Annotated in this window: 11 protein-coding genes and 1 CRISPR repeat array; of the genes, 3 read left to right on the top strand and 8 right to left on the bottom strand. The window is 65.1% G+C overall.

The window, feature by feature from the left end:
* Window positions 1-22 precede the first annotated feature (22 nt).
* Genes galT through B043_RS0107590 form a run of 6 tightly spaced genes read right to left on the bottom strand, consistent with a single transcriptional unit; the run spans window position 23 to window position 7,352 of the window.
* A complete protein-coding gene (gene galT, locus B043_RS0107615; RefSeq protein ID WP_018461527.1) occupies window positions 23-1,063 on the bottom strand; it encodes a galactose-1-phosphate uridylyltransferase in 1,041 nt (346 codons plus the stop codon).
* Window positions 1,047-2,471: a glycoside hydrolase family 36 protein gene (locus B043_RS0107610; RefSeq protein WP_026234183.1), complete on the bottom strand. Its 1,425-nt coding sequence runs from the start codon at window positions 2,469-2,471 to the stop codon at window positions 1,047-1,049. Before B043_RS0107610 ends, galT begins: the two co-directional genes overlap by 17 nt.
* Window positions 2,468-4,405 carry a beta-galactosidase gene (locus B043_RS0107605; protein WP_026234182.1) on the bottom strand — a complete coding sequence of 646 codons (1,938 nt, stop codon included), beginning with the start codon at window positions 4,403-4,405 and terminating at the stop codon, window positions 2,468-2,470. Before B043_RS0107605 ends, B043_RS0107610 begins: the two co-directional genes overlap by 4 nt.
* Before the next feature lie 5 nt (window positions 4,406-4,410).
* Window positions 4,411-5,208, bottom strand: coding sequence for a carbohydrate ABC transporter permease (locus tag B043_RS0107600; RefSeq protein WP_245538894.1), 798 nt, complete (start codon window positions 5,206-5,208; stop codon window positions 4,411-4,413).
* A gap of 23 nt (window positions 5,209-5,231) precedes the next feature.
* Complete coding sequence (locus tag B043_RS0107595) at window positions 5,232-6,146, bottom strand: carbohydrate ABC transporter permease (protein ID WP_026234181.1); 915 nt, start codon at window positions 6,144-6,146, stop codon at window positions 5,232-5,234.
* 51 nt (window positions 6,147-6,197) lie between these two features.
* Window positions 6,198-7,352, bottom strand: a complete 1,155-nt coding sequence (locus B043_RS0107590) for an ABC transporter substrate-binding protein (RefSeq protein WP_245538893.1) — start codon at window positions 7,350-7,352, stop codon at window positions 6,198-6,200.
* A gap of 227 nt (window positions 7,353-7,579) precedes the next feature.
* On the opposite strand from B043_RS0107590, the gene B043_RS0107585 reads away from it, so the two are divergent.
* Complete coding sequence (locus B043_RS0107585; protein ID WP_018461521.1) at window positions 7,580-8,353, top strand: DeoR/GlpR family DNA-binding transcription regulator; 774 nt, start codon at window positions 7,580-7,582, stop codon at window positions 8,351-8,353.
* A 3-nt stretch (window positions 8,354-8,356) separates the two neighbouring features.
* Here the strand turns inward: B043_RS0107585 and B043_RS0107580 are convergent, their stop codons facing one another.
* Together B043_RS0107580 and glpK are read right to left on the bottom strand one after the other, a co-directional pair.
* A complete protein-coding gene (locus B043_RS0107580; RefSeq protein WP_018461520.1) occupies window positions 8,357-9,877 on the bottom strand; it encodes a glycerol-3-phosphate dehydrogenase/oxidase in 1,521 nt (506 codons plus the stop codon).
* Between the two features lie 3 nt (window positions 9,878-9,880).
* Complete coding sequence (gene glpK / locus B043_RS0107575; RefSeq protein ID WP_018461519.1) at window positions 9,881-11,377, bottom strand: glycerol kinase GlpK; 1,497 nt, start codon at window positions 11,375-11,377, stop codon at window positions 9,881-9,883.
* Between the two features lie 65 nt (window positions 11,378-11,442).
* Here glpK and B043_RS0107570 point away from each other — a divergent pair, with 65 nt between their 5' ends.
* Together B043_RS0107570 and cas1 are read left to right on the top strand one after the other, a co-directional pair.
* A complete protein-coding gene (locus tag B043_RS0107570; protein WP_018461518.1) occupies window positions 11,443-12,645 on the top strand; it encodes a TIGR02710 family CRISPR-associated CARF protein in 1,203 nt (400 codons plus the stop codon).
* The gene (gene cas1 / locus B043_RS0107565; protein WP_018461517.1) at window positions 12,645-13,589 is read left to right on the top strand and encodes a CRISPR-associated endonuclease Cas1; all 945 of its coding nucleotides are present in this window, start codon (window positions 12,645-12,647) and stop codon (window positions 13,587-13,589) included. The genes B043_RS0107570 and cas1 overlap by 1 nt, the downstream gene beginning before the upstream one ends.
* A 337-nt stretch (window positions 13,590-13,926) precedes the next feature.
* Window positions 13,927-15,118: direct repeats of the CRISPR family, unit length 36 nt; unit sequence GTTGCACGAGATGCTTCCCCGTCAGGGGATTGCGAC.
* Window positions 15,119-15,177 lie beyond the last annotated feature (59 nt).

Below are 15,177 nucleotides of genomic sequence, written 5' to 3'. Positions count from 1 at the left end.
GCGAGCGCTTCCCCATCCATCCCTATACCTCCCTAAGCCGCCTTGCCGCCTCCTCCGGGAGGACGTCCACCGTGAAGGCCCCGGCCCCGAGCTCCGTCCCCGCCAGGTACTTCCGCCGGCCCTTGTCCCGGAGGACGGGGAGGAACTCCACGTGGAAGTGGAAGTGGGCCTCCTCCCCCTTGGGGGCCGCGTGGAAGAGCATCACGTAGGGCATGGGTTCGCCAAAAAGCGCATCCAGCCGGGCCACGGTCCGGCCCAAAAGGCGGGCCAGAGCCTCCATCTCCCCTTCCGAAAGGGTCCAAAGCCCGGGGTGGAAGGCCTCGGGGACCACCCAGACCTCGTAGGGGAAGTGGGCGAAGGGGGGGACGAAGGCCAGGAAGCCCCCCTCCCGGTCCACGCTGTAAGGCCCCAGGTGGGGAAGGAGCTCGAGGAGGACCGGCCGCTCCCGGAAGGCCTCCGCCTCCCTTTCCAGAAGGGGAGGCACGAAGGGGTAGGCGTAGATCTGCCCGTGGGGGTGGTGGAGGGTGACCCCGATGGCCTCCCCTCGGTTCTCAAAGGGCATGACGAACCGAACCCCCTCCAGGGCGTAAAGGACCTGGTAGCGGTCCCTTAAGGCCCAAAGCAGGAGGAGCCTCTCCTCCTGGGAAAGGGTGGCCAGGCTTCCGGTGTGCCTTGGGGTGTAGACCACCACCTCGCACCGGCCCCAGGCGGGGGCGGTGGGCACGGGGAGGCTTGGGGGGGCCGGAGGGGTTTCCACAAAGGCGGGAAAGCGGTTCTGGAAGACGGCCACCTGGAAGCGGGGAAAGGGGATCTCCGTGGGGAAGCCCCCGGGCCGGCTGGGGCAAAGGGGGCAGTGCTCCTCCGGCGGGAGGAAGGTCCGCCCCTGGCGGTGGGGGGTGTAGACCGCCCAGGCCCGCCGCAAGGGGTGGTAGCGCAGGTGGGAGGAGGGCGCTGGGGCCTCCTCCGGCTCGGGGAGGGGGGGGTCCTCGAGGGGGGCCCAGCTGTAGAGGAGGAGCTCCCGACCGTCCCGTTTGCGGTGGGTGTGTTTATGGAAAGGGGGCATAGTCCACCTCCTCCTCCCCTACACGGAAGCGGTAGGGTGCCAAAGGGACCACGGGAAGGTCCTGGCCGAGAAAGCGGATCAGAGCCTCCTTCTCTTCCGGAGCAAGCCAGGCCGGTGGGTCGGAGGTGGCCTTAAAGCCGGTGATTTCCGCCATGGCTTGTTGTAGGCGCATCTCAGAGGGAGAAAGGAGGTTAAAGCGCTGACGAAAGTAGACCACATCGGGGTCCACATGTACTTTCCTTTTAAGCCACAGCCGGTGAAGAGTGGAACGGAGAGCGTTCCTAAGCCCGGGTCCCGTGGGGTCTCCGAGGTGGACAGAACGGTCTTCGTTGTCCCAGTAGGGGGCCACGTCGGGGCCAACCCGAAGCCCGTCGGCTAGGCCCAAGGAGGCTAGGATAGGGGCCCCGGAAAAGAGGAGGTAGGTACCTCCCGCCGCCCTTCGGATGCGTTCCAAGGCGCGGCGGTAGCGGGCCTCCCCTTCTGCTCCCGGGAGGGCTCCCGCATAGAGGAAGTCCAGCTTTAGGTAGTCATAGCCCCAGGCCACTACCTTCCGAATGAGCATTTCCAACCAGTCCAGCACCTCCTCCTGACCGCTATCCAGGGCGAAGAGGGGCTTTCCCCAGTTGAAGCCCGCGGGGATAAGCCGGCCCTCTCCATCTCTTAGGAGCCACTCGGGGCGCTCTTGGAAGAGGGAACTATCCTCGGTAACCAGAAAGGGGGCGAGCCAAAGCCCCGGCCGGAAACCTCGCGCTCGAATCTGACCAGCTAGGTAGGCCATCCCCTGGGGGAAACGGGCGTTGGGTTCCCAATCCCCCAAGGCCCGTTGCCAGCCGTCGTCCACCTGAAAGACCTCAAAGGGAAAACCCTTTAGACTCTCCAGGATCTCAAGAAAAAGGTCCTGGCTAATCCGGGTATAGAAGCTATACCAACTGCACCAAACCCGAGGAGAGGGGTTCTGGGTCCTCCCGGGGAGCCGCTCAGCGTAGGCAGCAAAAACCTCCTCCTCCTGTCCCACCGCCAAAAACCAGCGTCCCCCTTCCCCCGCGTACCGCCCGAGGAGGAGGCCTTCCCGCCCCAGGACCCGGGCCCCAGGGTCTAAGGCCCCGAGGAGGAGGACCCGTTCCCTCTGCCTCAGGGCCCCTAGGCCACTCCCCCAAAGCTCCTCACTTTCCAGGAGAAAAGGGTCATCTGCTTGGGGCCTCCGTTCTGGAGGAAGTAGGGGCCTCTTGGACCCAAACCCTACCCAGGCCGCCAAGCTCCAGCTTTGCCAGCCGTGGCGGAAAAAGGCCTCTGCCCGAAAAGGAGCGTGGACCCGTACCTCTGAGCCCCATAGGAGGGCCCCGTCTTCCAAGACCTCCACCCCTTGGGCCTTCAGGGGCACCTCCAAGCCGCCCAGTACAAGCCTCATGTCTCCTCCCACACGGCAAGGTCATGGGGGGGAATACGCCTATCCCCCAAGAGAAACCGCACCCCTGGAGGGGCAGGTGCCTCCACCACCTCGGGGCCATAGTTAAAGGCAAACACCAACGGGCCCCGTCTCCGTAAACGCAGGCCCTCAGGGAGGAAGCGGGGATGCAAGCCCGCCTCCTCGGCCAAGGACTGGCAAAGGGCAAAGAGAAGTTCTGGGCTGGGCCAAGCCGCCAGGTACAGGTAGCGACCCCTGCGGAAAAGGATTCCCCCACCATCCGTAAAACGGAGCAAGGGGGGAAGATCGGTCTCCACCCACTCCCGCCAAACCCCGAGGGCAAAGCGGCCCCAGGGTCCTTCGGCCTCCTCCAAAAGCCCCGGGGGCAGGCTCTCCACCCGCACTACCTTAAGGGGAAGGAGGGCTTGGAGCGCGCCCGGAGGGAGTTCGGGGGGGATCTGGAAGTTCTCCGTTTTGCTCCCCGAACGGGGTCCGACGAGTACCAGGCCGTCCGCCTGGGAGAGGGCCTCGAGGGCCTCCTTACGCACAATGGGCAGGCTGGGAACCACCACCAGGCCATACCCGCCCAAGTCTGCCCCGGGCTTGAGAATGTCCACGTCCAACCCTAGGCGCCGGAGAACGCTATAGAAGGAAAACACCAGGGTCAGGTAGTTCCACTCGGCCCCTTGGGGCTGGATCTCAAACACCCAAGCCGCCTCGGAATCATAGACCAGAGCCACGGGGGCACACCCTGCGGGAGGAAGGGGGAGGGCGGAAAGCTCCTCTGCTACGCGCTGCACTTCAAAGAAGGCCACGTCCGGCTGGAAATCTGGACGGTTGAGCCCCGCGTGCATCTGCTCTTGGGCAAAGGGCGCTTGGCGCCAGCGGAAGTAGGAGACCACCTCTGCCCCATGGGCTATGGCCTCCCAAGTCCAAAGGCGTACCATCCCGGGCGCCGGGCTTGGATTGTGGGGGGCCCAGTTCACGGGACCCGGCTGCTGCTCCATGACCCAGAACCGCCCCCGCCCTACCCCCCGGTAGAGGTCGTGGTGGAAGGCGGCCACATCGGGGTGGCCCGTGCGGGCCCACTGAACCTTCTCCTCCTGGGGAAGGGGCATCAGGTCGGTGAAGCCCAAGGGGTAGCTGTCCCAGGCGGCAAAATCCAGGTCCTCGGCCAAGGCAAAGGGGTCCAGATCGGTGAAAAACCCCATGAAGTTATGGGTAATGAACCGGCCAGGAGCATTATCCCGAAGGAGGTCCACTTGGAAACGATTGTAGGCCCGCACCTGGTCTGATGCGAAACGGTAGTAGTCCAGAAGGTGGCTGGGGTTGGCCTCGGCCACGGTGAGGTGAGGAAGCTCCACCTCACCGAAATCCCGGTACGTTTGGCTCCAAAAGACCGTTCCCCAGGCGGCGTTCAGCGCGTCAATCGTCCCGTACTTAGCCCTCAACCAGCCCCGGAAGGCCTCACGACAGTTGGGACAGTAGCAGCGCACGGTGCCGTGACAGCCAAACTCGTTGTCCACCTGGAACCCTACCACCGCGGGGTGGCGGCCGTAACGCTCCGCTAGAAGGGCCACGATGCGGGCAGTCTCTTCCCGGTAGGCGGGGCTGGAGAAGCAGTAGTGCCGCCGCCCACCAAAGTTCCGCCTCCGCCCCTCCCGGTCCACAGGGAGGATCTCCGGGTACCGGTCCACCAACCACTTGGGGGGGGTAGCGGTGGGGGTACCGAGGACTACGGCTAGGCCCTCCTTCTGCGCCAGATCCAGAACCCGATCCAGCCAACCCCAGCGGAGAGCACCTGGGGTGGGCTCGAGGGCGCTCCAGGCAAACTCCCCCAGGCGCACATAGCGGAGCCCCAGAGCCCGCATGGCCTTAAAGTCCTCTTCCCAACGTTCTTCAGGCCAATGCTCCGGGTAGTAACAAACGCCCAACATACGACTCATCCTTTCGTCGCCCCCAGGGTAAGCCCCTGGATGAAGTACCTCTGCAACCCGAAAAAGACCAAAAGGGTGGGCACAGTGGCCATAAGGCTGGCCGCCACAATAAGGGGCCAGTCCGTGATGTACTGCCCCCTCAGGTTGGCCAAGCCTGTGGTGATGGGCTTGAGCTCATCCCGGCCCAAAAGTACTAAGGCCCACAGGAAATCGTTGAAAATCCAGGTGAACTCCAATGTGGCCACCGCAGCGATGCCCGGCAGCATCAGAGGCCAGGCGATGCGACGGAAAAGGGTCCACTCCCCCGCCCCGTCAATCACCGCCGACTCAAAGAGGGAAGGAGGGATGGTCCGGGCGAAGTTACGGAGGACAAATGTAGCGAACCCCAGTTGGAAGGCTGTATGGAAAAGGATGGGGGCCCAGTAGGTGTCGTACACCCCCAGCTGGTTGGAAAGGCGGAAAACGGGAAGCATCAACATCTGGAAGGGTACCATGTTGAAGGCCAAAAAGAGCAGGTAGAGGGGGAAGGCCCAACGGAAACGGAAGCGCACCAGGGCATAGGCGGCCATGGATGAGAGGAGCAAAACCCCCACCAAGGAAGGCAGGGTGATGATGAAGCTATTGAGTAGGTACCGCCGCACCCCTGCCTCCTCCCAGGCCCGGACATAGTTGGCCAGAGTGATCTCCTCCGGCCAGCTCCAAAACCCCCTAAGAGTGAGGTCGTCCAAAGTACGAAAGCTCACCAATAGGGCTCCAGCCATGGGAAGAAGCCAAAGCAGGGCCAAGAGCCAGAGGGAAGCCACCAGGAAAGGGTGCAGTCTACCCTTCATCCTTCCTCCCTCCGGACGGTGTAGCGCAAGAAAAAGGCGATGGGGACAATGGTGATCGCCATGAGGACCACCGCGATGGCCGCCGCGTAGCCCATCTGGTAGTCGTGGAAGGCCGCTAAGTACATGTAGTTGGCCAAGACCTCCGTACTGTGGAAGGGACCCCCCCGGGTTAGGATGTATACGAGATCAAAGGAGCGGAAGGAATCCACGGTGCTAATGACCACGATTAGGGTGGTGATGGGCATGAGAAGGGGAAAGATCACCCTCCAGAAGAGGATCCAGCCGGTGGCCCCATCCACCTGGGCCGCCTCCACCACCTCAGGGTCCAGGGTTTTGAGCCCCGCCAGATAGAGAATCATCACGTACCCCACCTGACGCCAACAAGCCGCGGCCAGAATGGCTCCCAGAGCCAGCTTGGGATCGCCAAGCCAGCCCAAGGACCGCGCGGCCTCTGGATCCACCGGCAACCCCAAGGACCGTAAAAAGGCCAGGAGAGTGGCTAGGGCGCTGTTTAGAAGGCCCTGCTGCGGATGGTAGATCCAAGCCCAAACCAAGGCGATAACGGTGGGGGAAAGAACCAAAGGCAGGTAGAAACTCACCTTAAGAAAGCGGTCCAGGGGAAGAGGGTGATTGAGCAAGTAGGCAAGGAAAAGGCCACCTGAGGTGGGGATGGCTAAGAAAACTACTAGCCAGATCAGGTTGTTCTTTAAGGCCTGGTAAAACGCTGGGTCCTGGAACAAGCGGCGGAAGTTCCCCAATCCCACCCAGCCCCACTGGGGGGAAACCCCATCCCAGTCGCTGAACGCAAGGAGGATGGTAGAAAATGTGGGGTAGATTACCCAGACGGTGTAGAGCAGAAGCGGTAGCCAAAGAAAGGCTGCTGGACTTTGGAGCCAGGGGGTACGACGCATAACCCTCCTACAAAGGGGGCCGGGATCGGCCCAGCCCCCTGCCTTAAGAGGCTAGTTGTCTTGAGCGAAGATCCGCTTCCGGTCGGCCTCGAGGCTCTGAAGGATGTTCCCGATCTGGTTGGGATTGGCCATGAACTGGACGAAGCCGTTCATCCCCCGCTCGGCCATCTCGGGGTGGGTGTCCCGGTCGTAGAACTGGGCGGTGTAGTTGGCCCGGCTCAGAACCTCACGGATGCCCTTCTGGAAGTAGTCGGAGTACAGGGAAAGGGGGATGTCCGTGCGCGCAGAGATGCTGTTCAGGTCCTTGATCATCATCTCCGCAAACTCCCGCGAGGCCACAAAGCCCAGGAAGAGCTTGGCGTTCTGCGGGTTCCTAGCCCGGGCTGGGACAAAGTAGCCATCTGTGGGTGCATCTTCTCCCACAGGCACCTTAGGGTCTATGATAGGGAAACGGAAGAAATCCAGCTCGCTCCACCGCTCCCGGGGGTAGGACTCCCGAATAAAAGCCCCCATGAGGTACATGGCTGCCTTCCCCTGGGCCATAAGGGCCACCCCCTCGTGCCAATCGTAGGCCGCGGGGTTGGGGATGAAGTACCCCCGGTCCAGGAGAACCTTCCAGTACTCAAAGACCCGCCGGACCCGTTCGTCGGTGTAGGGCACCTTCCCGTCGGTGAGGTCTATGTGGAACTTGGGCCCATTCAGGCGCATGTTAAGGTAGTCAAACCAAGCGGCCGCGGGCCAGCGGAACCGGGTGCCCGTGGTGATGGGGGCTATCCCCGCTTCCTTCAGGCGTTCGCACACCCCCAGGAACTCGTCCCAGGTGGTAGGGGGCTTCAGGTTCAAACGCTCAAAGATATCCTTGCGGTAGTAGACCGCCCACCAGTAGTAACCCGTGGGGAGGAAGTAGTAGCGGCCGTTGTACTTGCAGGCCTCATGCAAGGCCGGGTTGATGACCCTCTCCAGGCCGTTTTGCTGCCACACATCAGTGATGTCCGCCAGCAGGTCGCGGCTGGCAAAGAAGCGCATGCGGTTTCCGGCAAACCAAGTGAGGACATCTGGGGGCCTCGAGGCGATGAGGTAGGTGCGGATGGCCTGCTTGAAGTCCTCATGGGCCACGATGGTGTGCTGCACGCGGATCCCGGGGTACTTCTCCTTGAAACGGGCCACCATCTTCTGGTCAAAGGCCCGGGGGACAGGGTCCCCCATGTAGGAGTTGTAGACCAGTTCTCCTGAACCCTGGGCCCATGCCCTCAAGGACCCGGCCGCCAAAGGAAGGAGCCCCAGCTTAAAAACCCGCCGCCTCGTCCAAAGAGCTTTTTTCATTGGCCACCTCCCGCTTGGGATCAAGGTAAGCTTACGAAGTGTTTCTTTTTCTGTCAAGAGGGGGTATTTCGTAAGAGAAAAAAAGCTCACGAATGCTCCATAATGGACCCATGGCCACCCTCGAGGCCCAACTCCGGCAGGAAAAAATCCTGGAGCTCCTGCGGCAAAACGGCGAAGTGAGGGTGCGGGAGCTGGCCCATCTCTTGGGGGTTTCGGAGGTTACAGTCCGCTCAGACCTGGAGCAGATGGAGCGGAAAGGGCTCCTTAAGCGCCTAAGGGGGGGTGCGGTCCTATGGCACACCCGCCGCCTGGAACTGCCCCTTGAAGTCACTCGAACGGTGCACGCCCGGGAAAAGGAGGCCATCGGCAAGAAGGCCGCCACTCTTATTCAGGACAAGGACGTGGTCATCCTGGATGTGGGTAGCACCACCACCGAAGTGGCCAAGGCCCTTTCGCCCGAACTCAGGGATGTGGTGGTCATTACCAGCGCCCTCAACATCGCCCTCCTTCTGGAAAGCCACCCCGGGATCACGGTGATCGTCACCGGCGGGCGCCTCAGACCTCTCCAGCACTCTCTAGTCAACCCCTTCGGCACCCTTCTCCTAGAGGAGCTGAACGCCGACAAAGCTTTCCTGGGGTGCAATGGGGTCCACCCCGACCGGGGGTTCACCAACACCAACCTGGAAGAGGCGGAGATCAAGAAGGCCATGGTCCGAGCGGCCCGGGAGGTGTACTTCCTGGCAGACCACTCCAAGCTCCTCCAGGTGGCCCCGGCCAAGATCGCCCCTCTCCAGGCGGCAAAAGCCCTCATCACCGACCGCAAGGCCCGGCCGGAGGATCTCGAGGCCCTCCGGCAAGCCGGACTCACCGTGGAGCTGGCCTAAGCCTTAGCAAAGCCCAGGAAGCCCCGCCCTGGCCTCCTCCTCTTCCCTCTTGGCCCGCCCCTCGTCCCACCCCAAAACGGGGGCCATGAGGGCCACCACCCGGGGCAGGGCCTCTAGCGCCGCCTTCTGGTCTAAAAGGGCGAGGCCGATCCTTCGGGCGAGGACGTCCAGGGGCTTTACCGCAAGCTCCTCCCGCACCGCCCAAAGGACCTCCCCCTCCGCGTGGGGGAGGCCGGGAAGGAGGGGCCTTTCCCCCAGGGCTAACACCCCTTCCGCCTCCAGGCCGTAGTTCCGCCAGAGGGCCTCGGGGATCTCCCGCCTAGGCCCCGCCCCCACCAAGGGGGTGTGGGCGGAAGCGGGAGGCCCCATGAGGAGGCCCAGGTCCCGCCGGAGCCTCTCCAGGAGGTCTTCCGCCATGAGGCGGAAGGTGGTCCACTTCCCCCCCACCAGGGTGTAAAGGCCCCGCTCCTCCAGGATGAGGTGGTCCCGCACCAGGAGCCGGGTTTCTCCCTTCCCCACCAGCGGCCTAAGCCCCGCCCACCGCGCCAGGACCCGCCCCGAGAGGTCCCCAAGGAGGGGCCGGACCTCCTCCAGGAGGTAGGCCTCCTCCTCCGCCCGGGGCCTCGGGCAGGCCTCGGGGGAGGCGGGGAGGTCGGTGGTGCCGAGGAGGGCCTTCCCCCGCCAGGGGAGGAGGAAGAGGACCCGGCCGTCCCGGGTCCTGGGGAGGAGGAGGCCCACGGTGAGGGGATAGTCCAGGACCAGGTGGGCCCCGCTGGAGGGGGTGAGGAGGGGGGGAAGATGGGGGTCCAGGAGGCGGCGCACCCCGTCCGCCAGGGGCCCCGCGGCGTTCACCACCGCCCTCGCCTCCACCTCCCGCTCCCGCCCCGTGAGCCGGTCCCGCACCACCGCCCCCCGTACAAGGCCCCCCTTCAGGAGAAACCCCGTGGCCTCGGCGTAGTTGAGGGCGATGGCCCCCCGCTGGAGGGCCGAGCGCACCAGGGCCAGGTTCAGCCGGAAGTCCTCAAACTGCCCGTCCCGGTAGAGGACCCCGCCCAAGGTGGGGGGAAGGTCCGGGAAGAGGCGGGCCACCTCGCCCGGCGGGGCGTAGCGGCTTCCCCCAAGGCGCCTTTTCCCCGCCAGGAGGTCGTAGAGCTGGAGGCCCGTCCAGTAGTAGGGGATCTCCAGGGGGCGGAAGAGGGGGGTGAGGAGGGTGAGGGGCCGGGCCAGATGGGGGGCCAGGCCCAAGACCACCTGGCGCTCGTGGAGGGCGTCCACCACCAGCCGGAACTGGCGCCGGTCCAGCCTCCTGAAGGCGAGCTCCAGGTACCTCACCCCCCCGTGGAGGAGCTTGGTGCTCCGGGAGCTCGTCCCCGAGGCGAAGTCCCCCCGCTCCACCAGGGCGGCCCGAAGCCCCCTTAAGGTGGCCGCCCAGAGAAGCCCCGCCCCCGTGGCCCCCCCGCCCACGACGAGGAGGTCCAGGGGCTCCTTTAGCCGTTCCCAAAGGGCCTCGCGCTCAAAAGGCATCCCCTACCCCCTGGCCCACCCCAGGCTCCGCTCCACCGCCCGCTTCCAGCCCGCGTAGAGCCTGGCCCGCTCCTCCTCCGCCATCCCGGGGGTGAAGGTGCGTTCCGCCCGCCAGTTCCCCTTCAGCTCCTCCAGGTCCTTCCAGTACCCCACGGCGAGCCCCGCGGCGTAGGCCGCCCCCAGGGCGGTGGTCTCCGTCACCTGGGGGCGCACCACCGGCACCCCCAGGAGGTCCGCCTGGAACTGCATGAGGAGCTCGTTTTTCACCATCCCCCCGTCCACCTTGAGGAGGCTAAGGGGAAGCCCCGCGTCCTCCTCCATGGCCAGGAGCACGTCCTTCGTCTGGTAGGCCACGCTCTCCAAGGCCGCCCGGCAGAGGTGGCCCTTGGTGGCGTAGCGGGTGAGGCCCACGATGGTCCCCCGGGCGTAGGGGTCCCAGTAGGGGGCGAAGAGGCCGGAGAAAGCGGGTACGATGTACACCCCGCCGCTATCCTCCACGGTGCGGGCGTAGTCCTCGATGTGGTGGGAGAAGTCAAAGAAGTCCAGGTTGTCCCTAAGCCACTGCACCAAGGCCCCCGCGATGGCGATGGACCCCTCCAGGGCGTAGACCGCGGGGGCCTCCCCAAACCGGTAGGCCACGGTGGTGAGGAGGCCCCGCGTGCTCTCCACCGGGGTCTCCCCGGTGTTCAGGAGGAGGAAGCACCCCGTGCCGTAGGTGTTCTTGGCCTCTCCCGGAAGGAAGCAGGCCTGCCCCACCAGGGCCGCCTGCTGGTCCCCAAGGGCCCCCGCCACCGGCACCGCCCGCCCCAGGGGGCCATCCGGGTCGGTCGTCCCGTAGAGGTTGGGGTCCGAGGAGGGGCGGATCTCCGGGAGCATGGCCCGGGGGATGCCGAGGTGGGCCAGGAGCTCCTCGTCCCAGTCCAGGGTCTTGAGGTTCATGAGCAGGGTGCGGCTGGCGTTGGTCACGTCCGTCACGTGCCGCCCCCCGGTGAGCCACCAGATGAGCCAGGTGTCCACCGTGCCGAAGAGGGCATCCCCCCGCTCCGCCGCCTCCCGCACCCCGGGGACGTGGTCCAGGATCCACTTGAGCTTGGGGCCGGAGAAGTAGGTGGAAAGGGGAAGGCCCGTCTTCTTGCGGAAGACCTCCTCCAGCCCTTCCGCCTTCAGGGCCTCGCAGATGGCGTCCGTGCGGGTGTCCTGCCAGACGATGGCGTTGTGGTAGGGCTCCCCCGTGTTCTTGTTCCAGACGAGGGTGGTCTCCCGCTGGTTGGTAATGCCGATGGCCAAAAGCTCCCCCGGGCGCACCCCCGCCTTCGCCAAAGCCCCCTGGATGGCCTCCTGGGTCCGGGCCCAGATCTCCAAGGGGTCGTGCTCCACCCAGCCGGGCCTGGGGTAGACCTGCCGGTGCTCCAGCTGGTGCCGGGCGATCTCCCGCCCCTGGCGGTCAAAGACCATGAAGCGGGTGCTGGTGGTGCCCTGGTCCAAGGCGCCGATGTACATGTGGGCCTCCTTTCTGGAGAAGAGTCTAATCCTTTCCCCCGCCGGGGCCAGGCCATAATGGGGCCATGAAGGTCCTCATCCTCACCGTGGGCACCACCAAAGACCCCCTCGAGGCCGCCCTGGCCCACCACACCCCTGGCGGGGTGATCTTCCTGGCAAGCCAAAGGAGCCACCCCGTGGCCGCGGAGCTGGTGCGGGACTATGGGGAGGCCTTCCGCCACCACACCCTCCTCCTGGAGGACGAGGAGAGCCTCCTCGAGGCCTACCGCAAGGCTCAGGAGGCCCTAAGGAAGGCCCTGGAGTGGGAGGCCCAGGCCATCGTGGCCGACCTCACCGGGGGCACCAAGCCCATGGCCGCGGGGCTGGTCCTGGCCCTCACGGGCCGGGGGGTGGTCTTCAGCTACGTGGGGGGAAGCGCCCGGGACCCAAAGACGGGCCGGGTCCTTCCCGGGAAGGAGGCGGTGCGCCTCCTGGAGGACCCCACGGCCCGCTTCGGGGTGCGGGAGTGGGAGGGCTTTGTGCGGAGCTTCAACGCCTTGAACCTGCCGGGGGCCCTGGAACACCTGAAGGCCCTCCTTTCCCGGGAACTCTCCCCCTCGGAAAGGCGCTTCTACACCGCCCTGGAGGGGGTTACGGAAGGGCTTCTCCTCTGGGATCGCTTCCGGCACAAGGAGGCCCTGGAAAAGCTCCGGGCCCACCTCCCCGTGGCCCTGGCGGTGGCCGAGGCCTGGGGGCACGGGGCCAAGGTGCGGGTGCTGAGGGCCCTGGAGGAGGCCCTACCCCACCTCCAGGCCATCGCCGAGGCCCCCGGCCCCACCTTCCCCCTCCTCCAGGACCTCCTGGCCAACGCCGAGCGCCGGGCCCGCCTGGGCCGGTTTGACGACGCCCTGGCCCGCCTCTACCGGGCCCTGGAGCTGGCGGTGGAGGCCGATGTCTTCGCCCGCCTGGGCTTCCAGCTGAAAGACCCCAAGACCTGGCCCGAGGGCTTTCCCCAAGGCCTCAAGGACCGGATCCTCCGCCCCCGGGGGCTCATGGAGCTTCTGGAGGCCGCCTTTGAGCTGGACCTGAGCTTTGGGGAAAGGGGCACCCTGGCCCAAAGGCTTTTCGGGGAGAAGGCCCGCCTCCAGGGCCTCCTCCAGAAGCGGCACGAGAGCATCCTGGCCCACGGCACCCGGCCCGTGGAGGAGGAGGACTACCGGAAGCTCCTGGGCTTCCTCCAGGGCTTGGACGAGCGCCTGAGGCCCCACCCCACCTGGCCCGCCTTCTGATGCACCTCTACCTGGCCCACCAGGGGGGGACCCTGCGGCTCCGCCAAGGGCGGCTCCTCTTAGAAGGGGAGGAGGGCCCCATCGCCAGCTTCCCCGCCCGCCAGGTGCGGGGGGTGGCCCTTTTCGGCAACGTGCGCCTCTCCACCCCCGCCTTGGTCTTCCTCCTCCGCCAGGGGGCCGCCCTGCACTTCTTCTCCCTGGAAGGGGCCCTTCACGGCTCCGCCGGGGCCCACCCCGACCCCGCCCCCGAGGTCCTGAAGGCCCAGCTCCAGGCCCCTCCCCTACCCTTGGCGCGGGCCTTCGTGCGGGGGAAGCTCCTCTCTATGGAAGCCCTCCTCTACCGCCAGAGCCTCCCAACGGGGGGCGTTCTGGAGGCTTTGGAAGGGCTGGAAGCCGCCCTTGATCTGGAACGCCTGAGAGGGCTGGAAGGCCTGGCCAGCCGGGCTTACTTTGCCGCCCTGGAGGGGGTGCTCGGCCCCTACGGCCTTAGGGGCCGCACCCGCCGCCCCCCCAGGGACCCCGTGAACGCCGCCCTCTCCTACGGCTACGCCCTCCTCCTCAGCCGGGTCCTGGTGGCCGTGCGGGTGGCGGGGCTCCACCCCGAGCTGGGCTTCCTCCACGCCGTGGCCCGCAGGCAACCCGCCCTGGCCCTGGACCTCATGGAGGAGTTCCGGGTGCCCGTGGTGGACCAGGTGGTTCTTTCCGCCTTTCGGCGGGGCCAGCTCAGCCCGGCCCACGCGGAGGCCCGGGAAGGCGGGGTTTACCTCAACGAGGAAGGAAGGAGGCGCCTCATCGCCCTCTTTGAAGAGCGCCTGGCCAGCGAGGCCACCCATCCCTTGGGCTTCCGCAAGCCCTACGCCGAGCTCATCCAGGTCCAGGCCGACCGCCTGAAGGGGGCCCTGCTGGGGAGGGGGGAGTACAGCCCTTTTTACTTGAAAAGATGAAAGACTTAGCTCCAGAAGTCATGCTGCAAAAATGCTTTTTCCAAAAAACTCAGGAGCACAGCAACGAAGCCCATCCAGCAACCCTTGACATACCAAGTCCAACGCTGATAGCATGTCCCCAAAGCCGGGGTTCCGGCGGGGGATCTTGACAACTCAATCTCGTCCAGCACGCAAGTATGCGCATTCGAATTCTCATCGCACCTTTCTCTGTGGCTTAAGCATGGACCCAAACCTCGCAAAAAGCCCTCTATTCGCCTTATGTATATTCCAAGCTTCATCTTTCTCACAAACCCCCCTTCAGCACGCCCGTCCAGGACGGGGTTCTTTAGGGGGTAGAGTTGCACGAGATGCTTCCCCGTCAGGGGATTGCGACATGTGTGATTGCGCACACATGCGTTTCTTCCGCAATGGAGTTGCACGAGATGCTTCCCCGTCAGGGGATTGCGACGCTTATAGGCGGCCTGGGGGCCGGGGTGGGCTAGGGGCATGTTGCACGAGATGCTTCCCCGTCAGGGGATTGCGACTTATGGGTTATGCCTTATTCTCACCCCCCCCGAATTGGGCAGGTTGCACGAGATGCTTCCCCGTCAGGGGATTGCGACTACTCAGTGTCATCGCCAAGGTGAAGCGGCTTGGACCGGTTGCACGAGATGCTTCCCCGTCAGGGGATTGCGACATAAGCCCCCGCTAGCCTTATTGCAATGGTCTACTTACTCCGTTGCACGAGATGCTTCCCCGTCAGGGGATTGCGACCTGAGGGCGCCCGACACGGGGCGCGTGGTGAGGTTCCGGTTGCACGAGATGCTTCCCCGTCAGGGGATTGCGACCCTCAAACCTATCCAGCAGAATGCGCTCCATGGCGTAGTCGGAGTTGCACGAGATGCTTCCCCGTCAGGGGATTGCGACCGGGCGTATCCGAGCTCGTAGTATACCCCGCGCGTGGGAACGGTTGCACGAGATGCTTCCCCGTCAGGGGATTGCGACCGCATGGCCAGAGCCCTGGCAGCCTCGGGGCGGGACTGTTGCACGAGATGCTTCCCCGTCAGGGGATTGCGACTCTTTCTGATCGTCCCTTCAGCCACCATCTCATTGAGCATCTTACGAGTTGCACGAGATGCTTCCCCGTCAGGGGATTGCGACGTCTGGGTCTGGGCCTTGCCCTTGGTGGCCCGCTTGCCCTTGTTGCACGAGATGCTTCCCCGTCAGGGGATTGCGACGAGTTCTTGAACCGCGCGCCAGGGTACCCCGTGGACCCTTAGGTTGCACGAGATGCTTCCCCGTCAGGGGATTGCGACTTCACACCAGGGTACACTCCCACACGCCGTGCACGTTGAGTTGCACGAGATGCTTCCCCGTCAGGGGATTGCGACTGGTGATGGCCCCCACAAGCCAGTACCCGCTCCTGTCCAGGAAGGTTGCACGAGATGCTTCCCCGTCAGGGGATTGCGACTATCTATGGCCCGCACGACCTCCTCCACCGGGGCCGTGGAAAGGTTGCACGAGATGCTTCCCCGTCAGGGGATTGCGACCCGAGTTCCCGTGCCCTCTTAGTTCCCACCACAATCATGTTGCACGAGATGCTTCCCCG

Origin of the sequence: Thermus oshimai DSM 12092, assembly GCF_000373145.1 — a bacterium.
GTDB lineage: Bacteria > Deinococcota > Deinococci > Deinococcales > Thermaceae > Thermus > Thermus oshimai.
This window is presented reverse-complemented; position numbering and strand designations above follow the sequence as displayed.

What these genes read in the sequence shown, in the direction of transcription:
- galT (WP_018461527.1), bottom strand. Translation starts at nt 1,063, where the DNA reads ATGCCCCCTTTCCATAAACACACCCACCGCAAACGGGACGGTCGGGAG.
- B043_RS0107610 (WP_026234183.1), bottom strand. Translation starts at nt 2,471, where the DNA reads ATGAGGCTTGTACTGGGCGGCTTGGAGGTGCCCCTGAAGGCCCAAGGG.
- B043_RS0107605 (WP_026234182.1), bottom strand. Translation starts at nt 4,405, where the DNA reads ATGTTGGGCGTTTGTTACTACCCGGAGCATTGGCCTGAAGAACGTTGG.
- B043_RS0107595 (WP_026234181.1), bottom strand. Translation starts at nt 6,146, where the DNA reads ATGCGTCGTACCCCCTGGCTCCAAAGTCCAGCAGCCTTTCTTTGGCTA.
- B043_RS0107590 (WP_245538893.1), bottom strand. Translation starts at nt 7,352, where the DNA reads ATGGGGGACCCTGTCCCCCGGGCCTTTGACCAGAAGATGGTGGCCCGT.
- B043_RS0107585 (WP_018461521.1), top strand. Translation starts at nt 7,580, where the DNA reads ATGGCCACCCTCGAGGCCCAACTCCGGCAGGAAAAAATCCTGGAGCTC.
- B043_RS0107580 (WP_018461520.1), bottom strand. Translation starts at nt 9,877, where the DNA reads ATGCCTTTTGAGCGCGAGGCCCTTTGGGAACGGCTAAAGGAGCCCCTG.
- glpK (WP_018461519.1), bottom strand. Translation starts at nt 11,377, where the DNA reads ATGTACATCGGCGCCTTGGACCAGGGCACCACCAGCACCCGCTTCATG.
- B043_RS0107570 (WP_018461518.1), top strand. Translation starts at nt 11,443, where the DNA reads ATGAAGGTCCTCATCCTCACCGTGGGCACCACCAAAGACCCCCTCGAG.
- cas1 (WP_018461517.1), top strand. Translation starts at nt 12,645, where the DNA reads ATGCACCTCTACCTGGCCCACCAGGGGGGGACCCTGCGGCTCCGCCAA.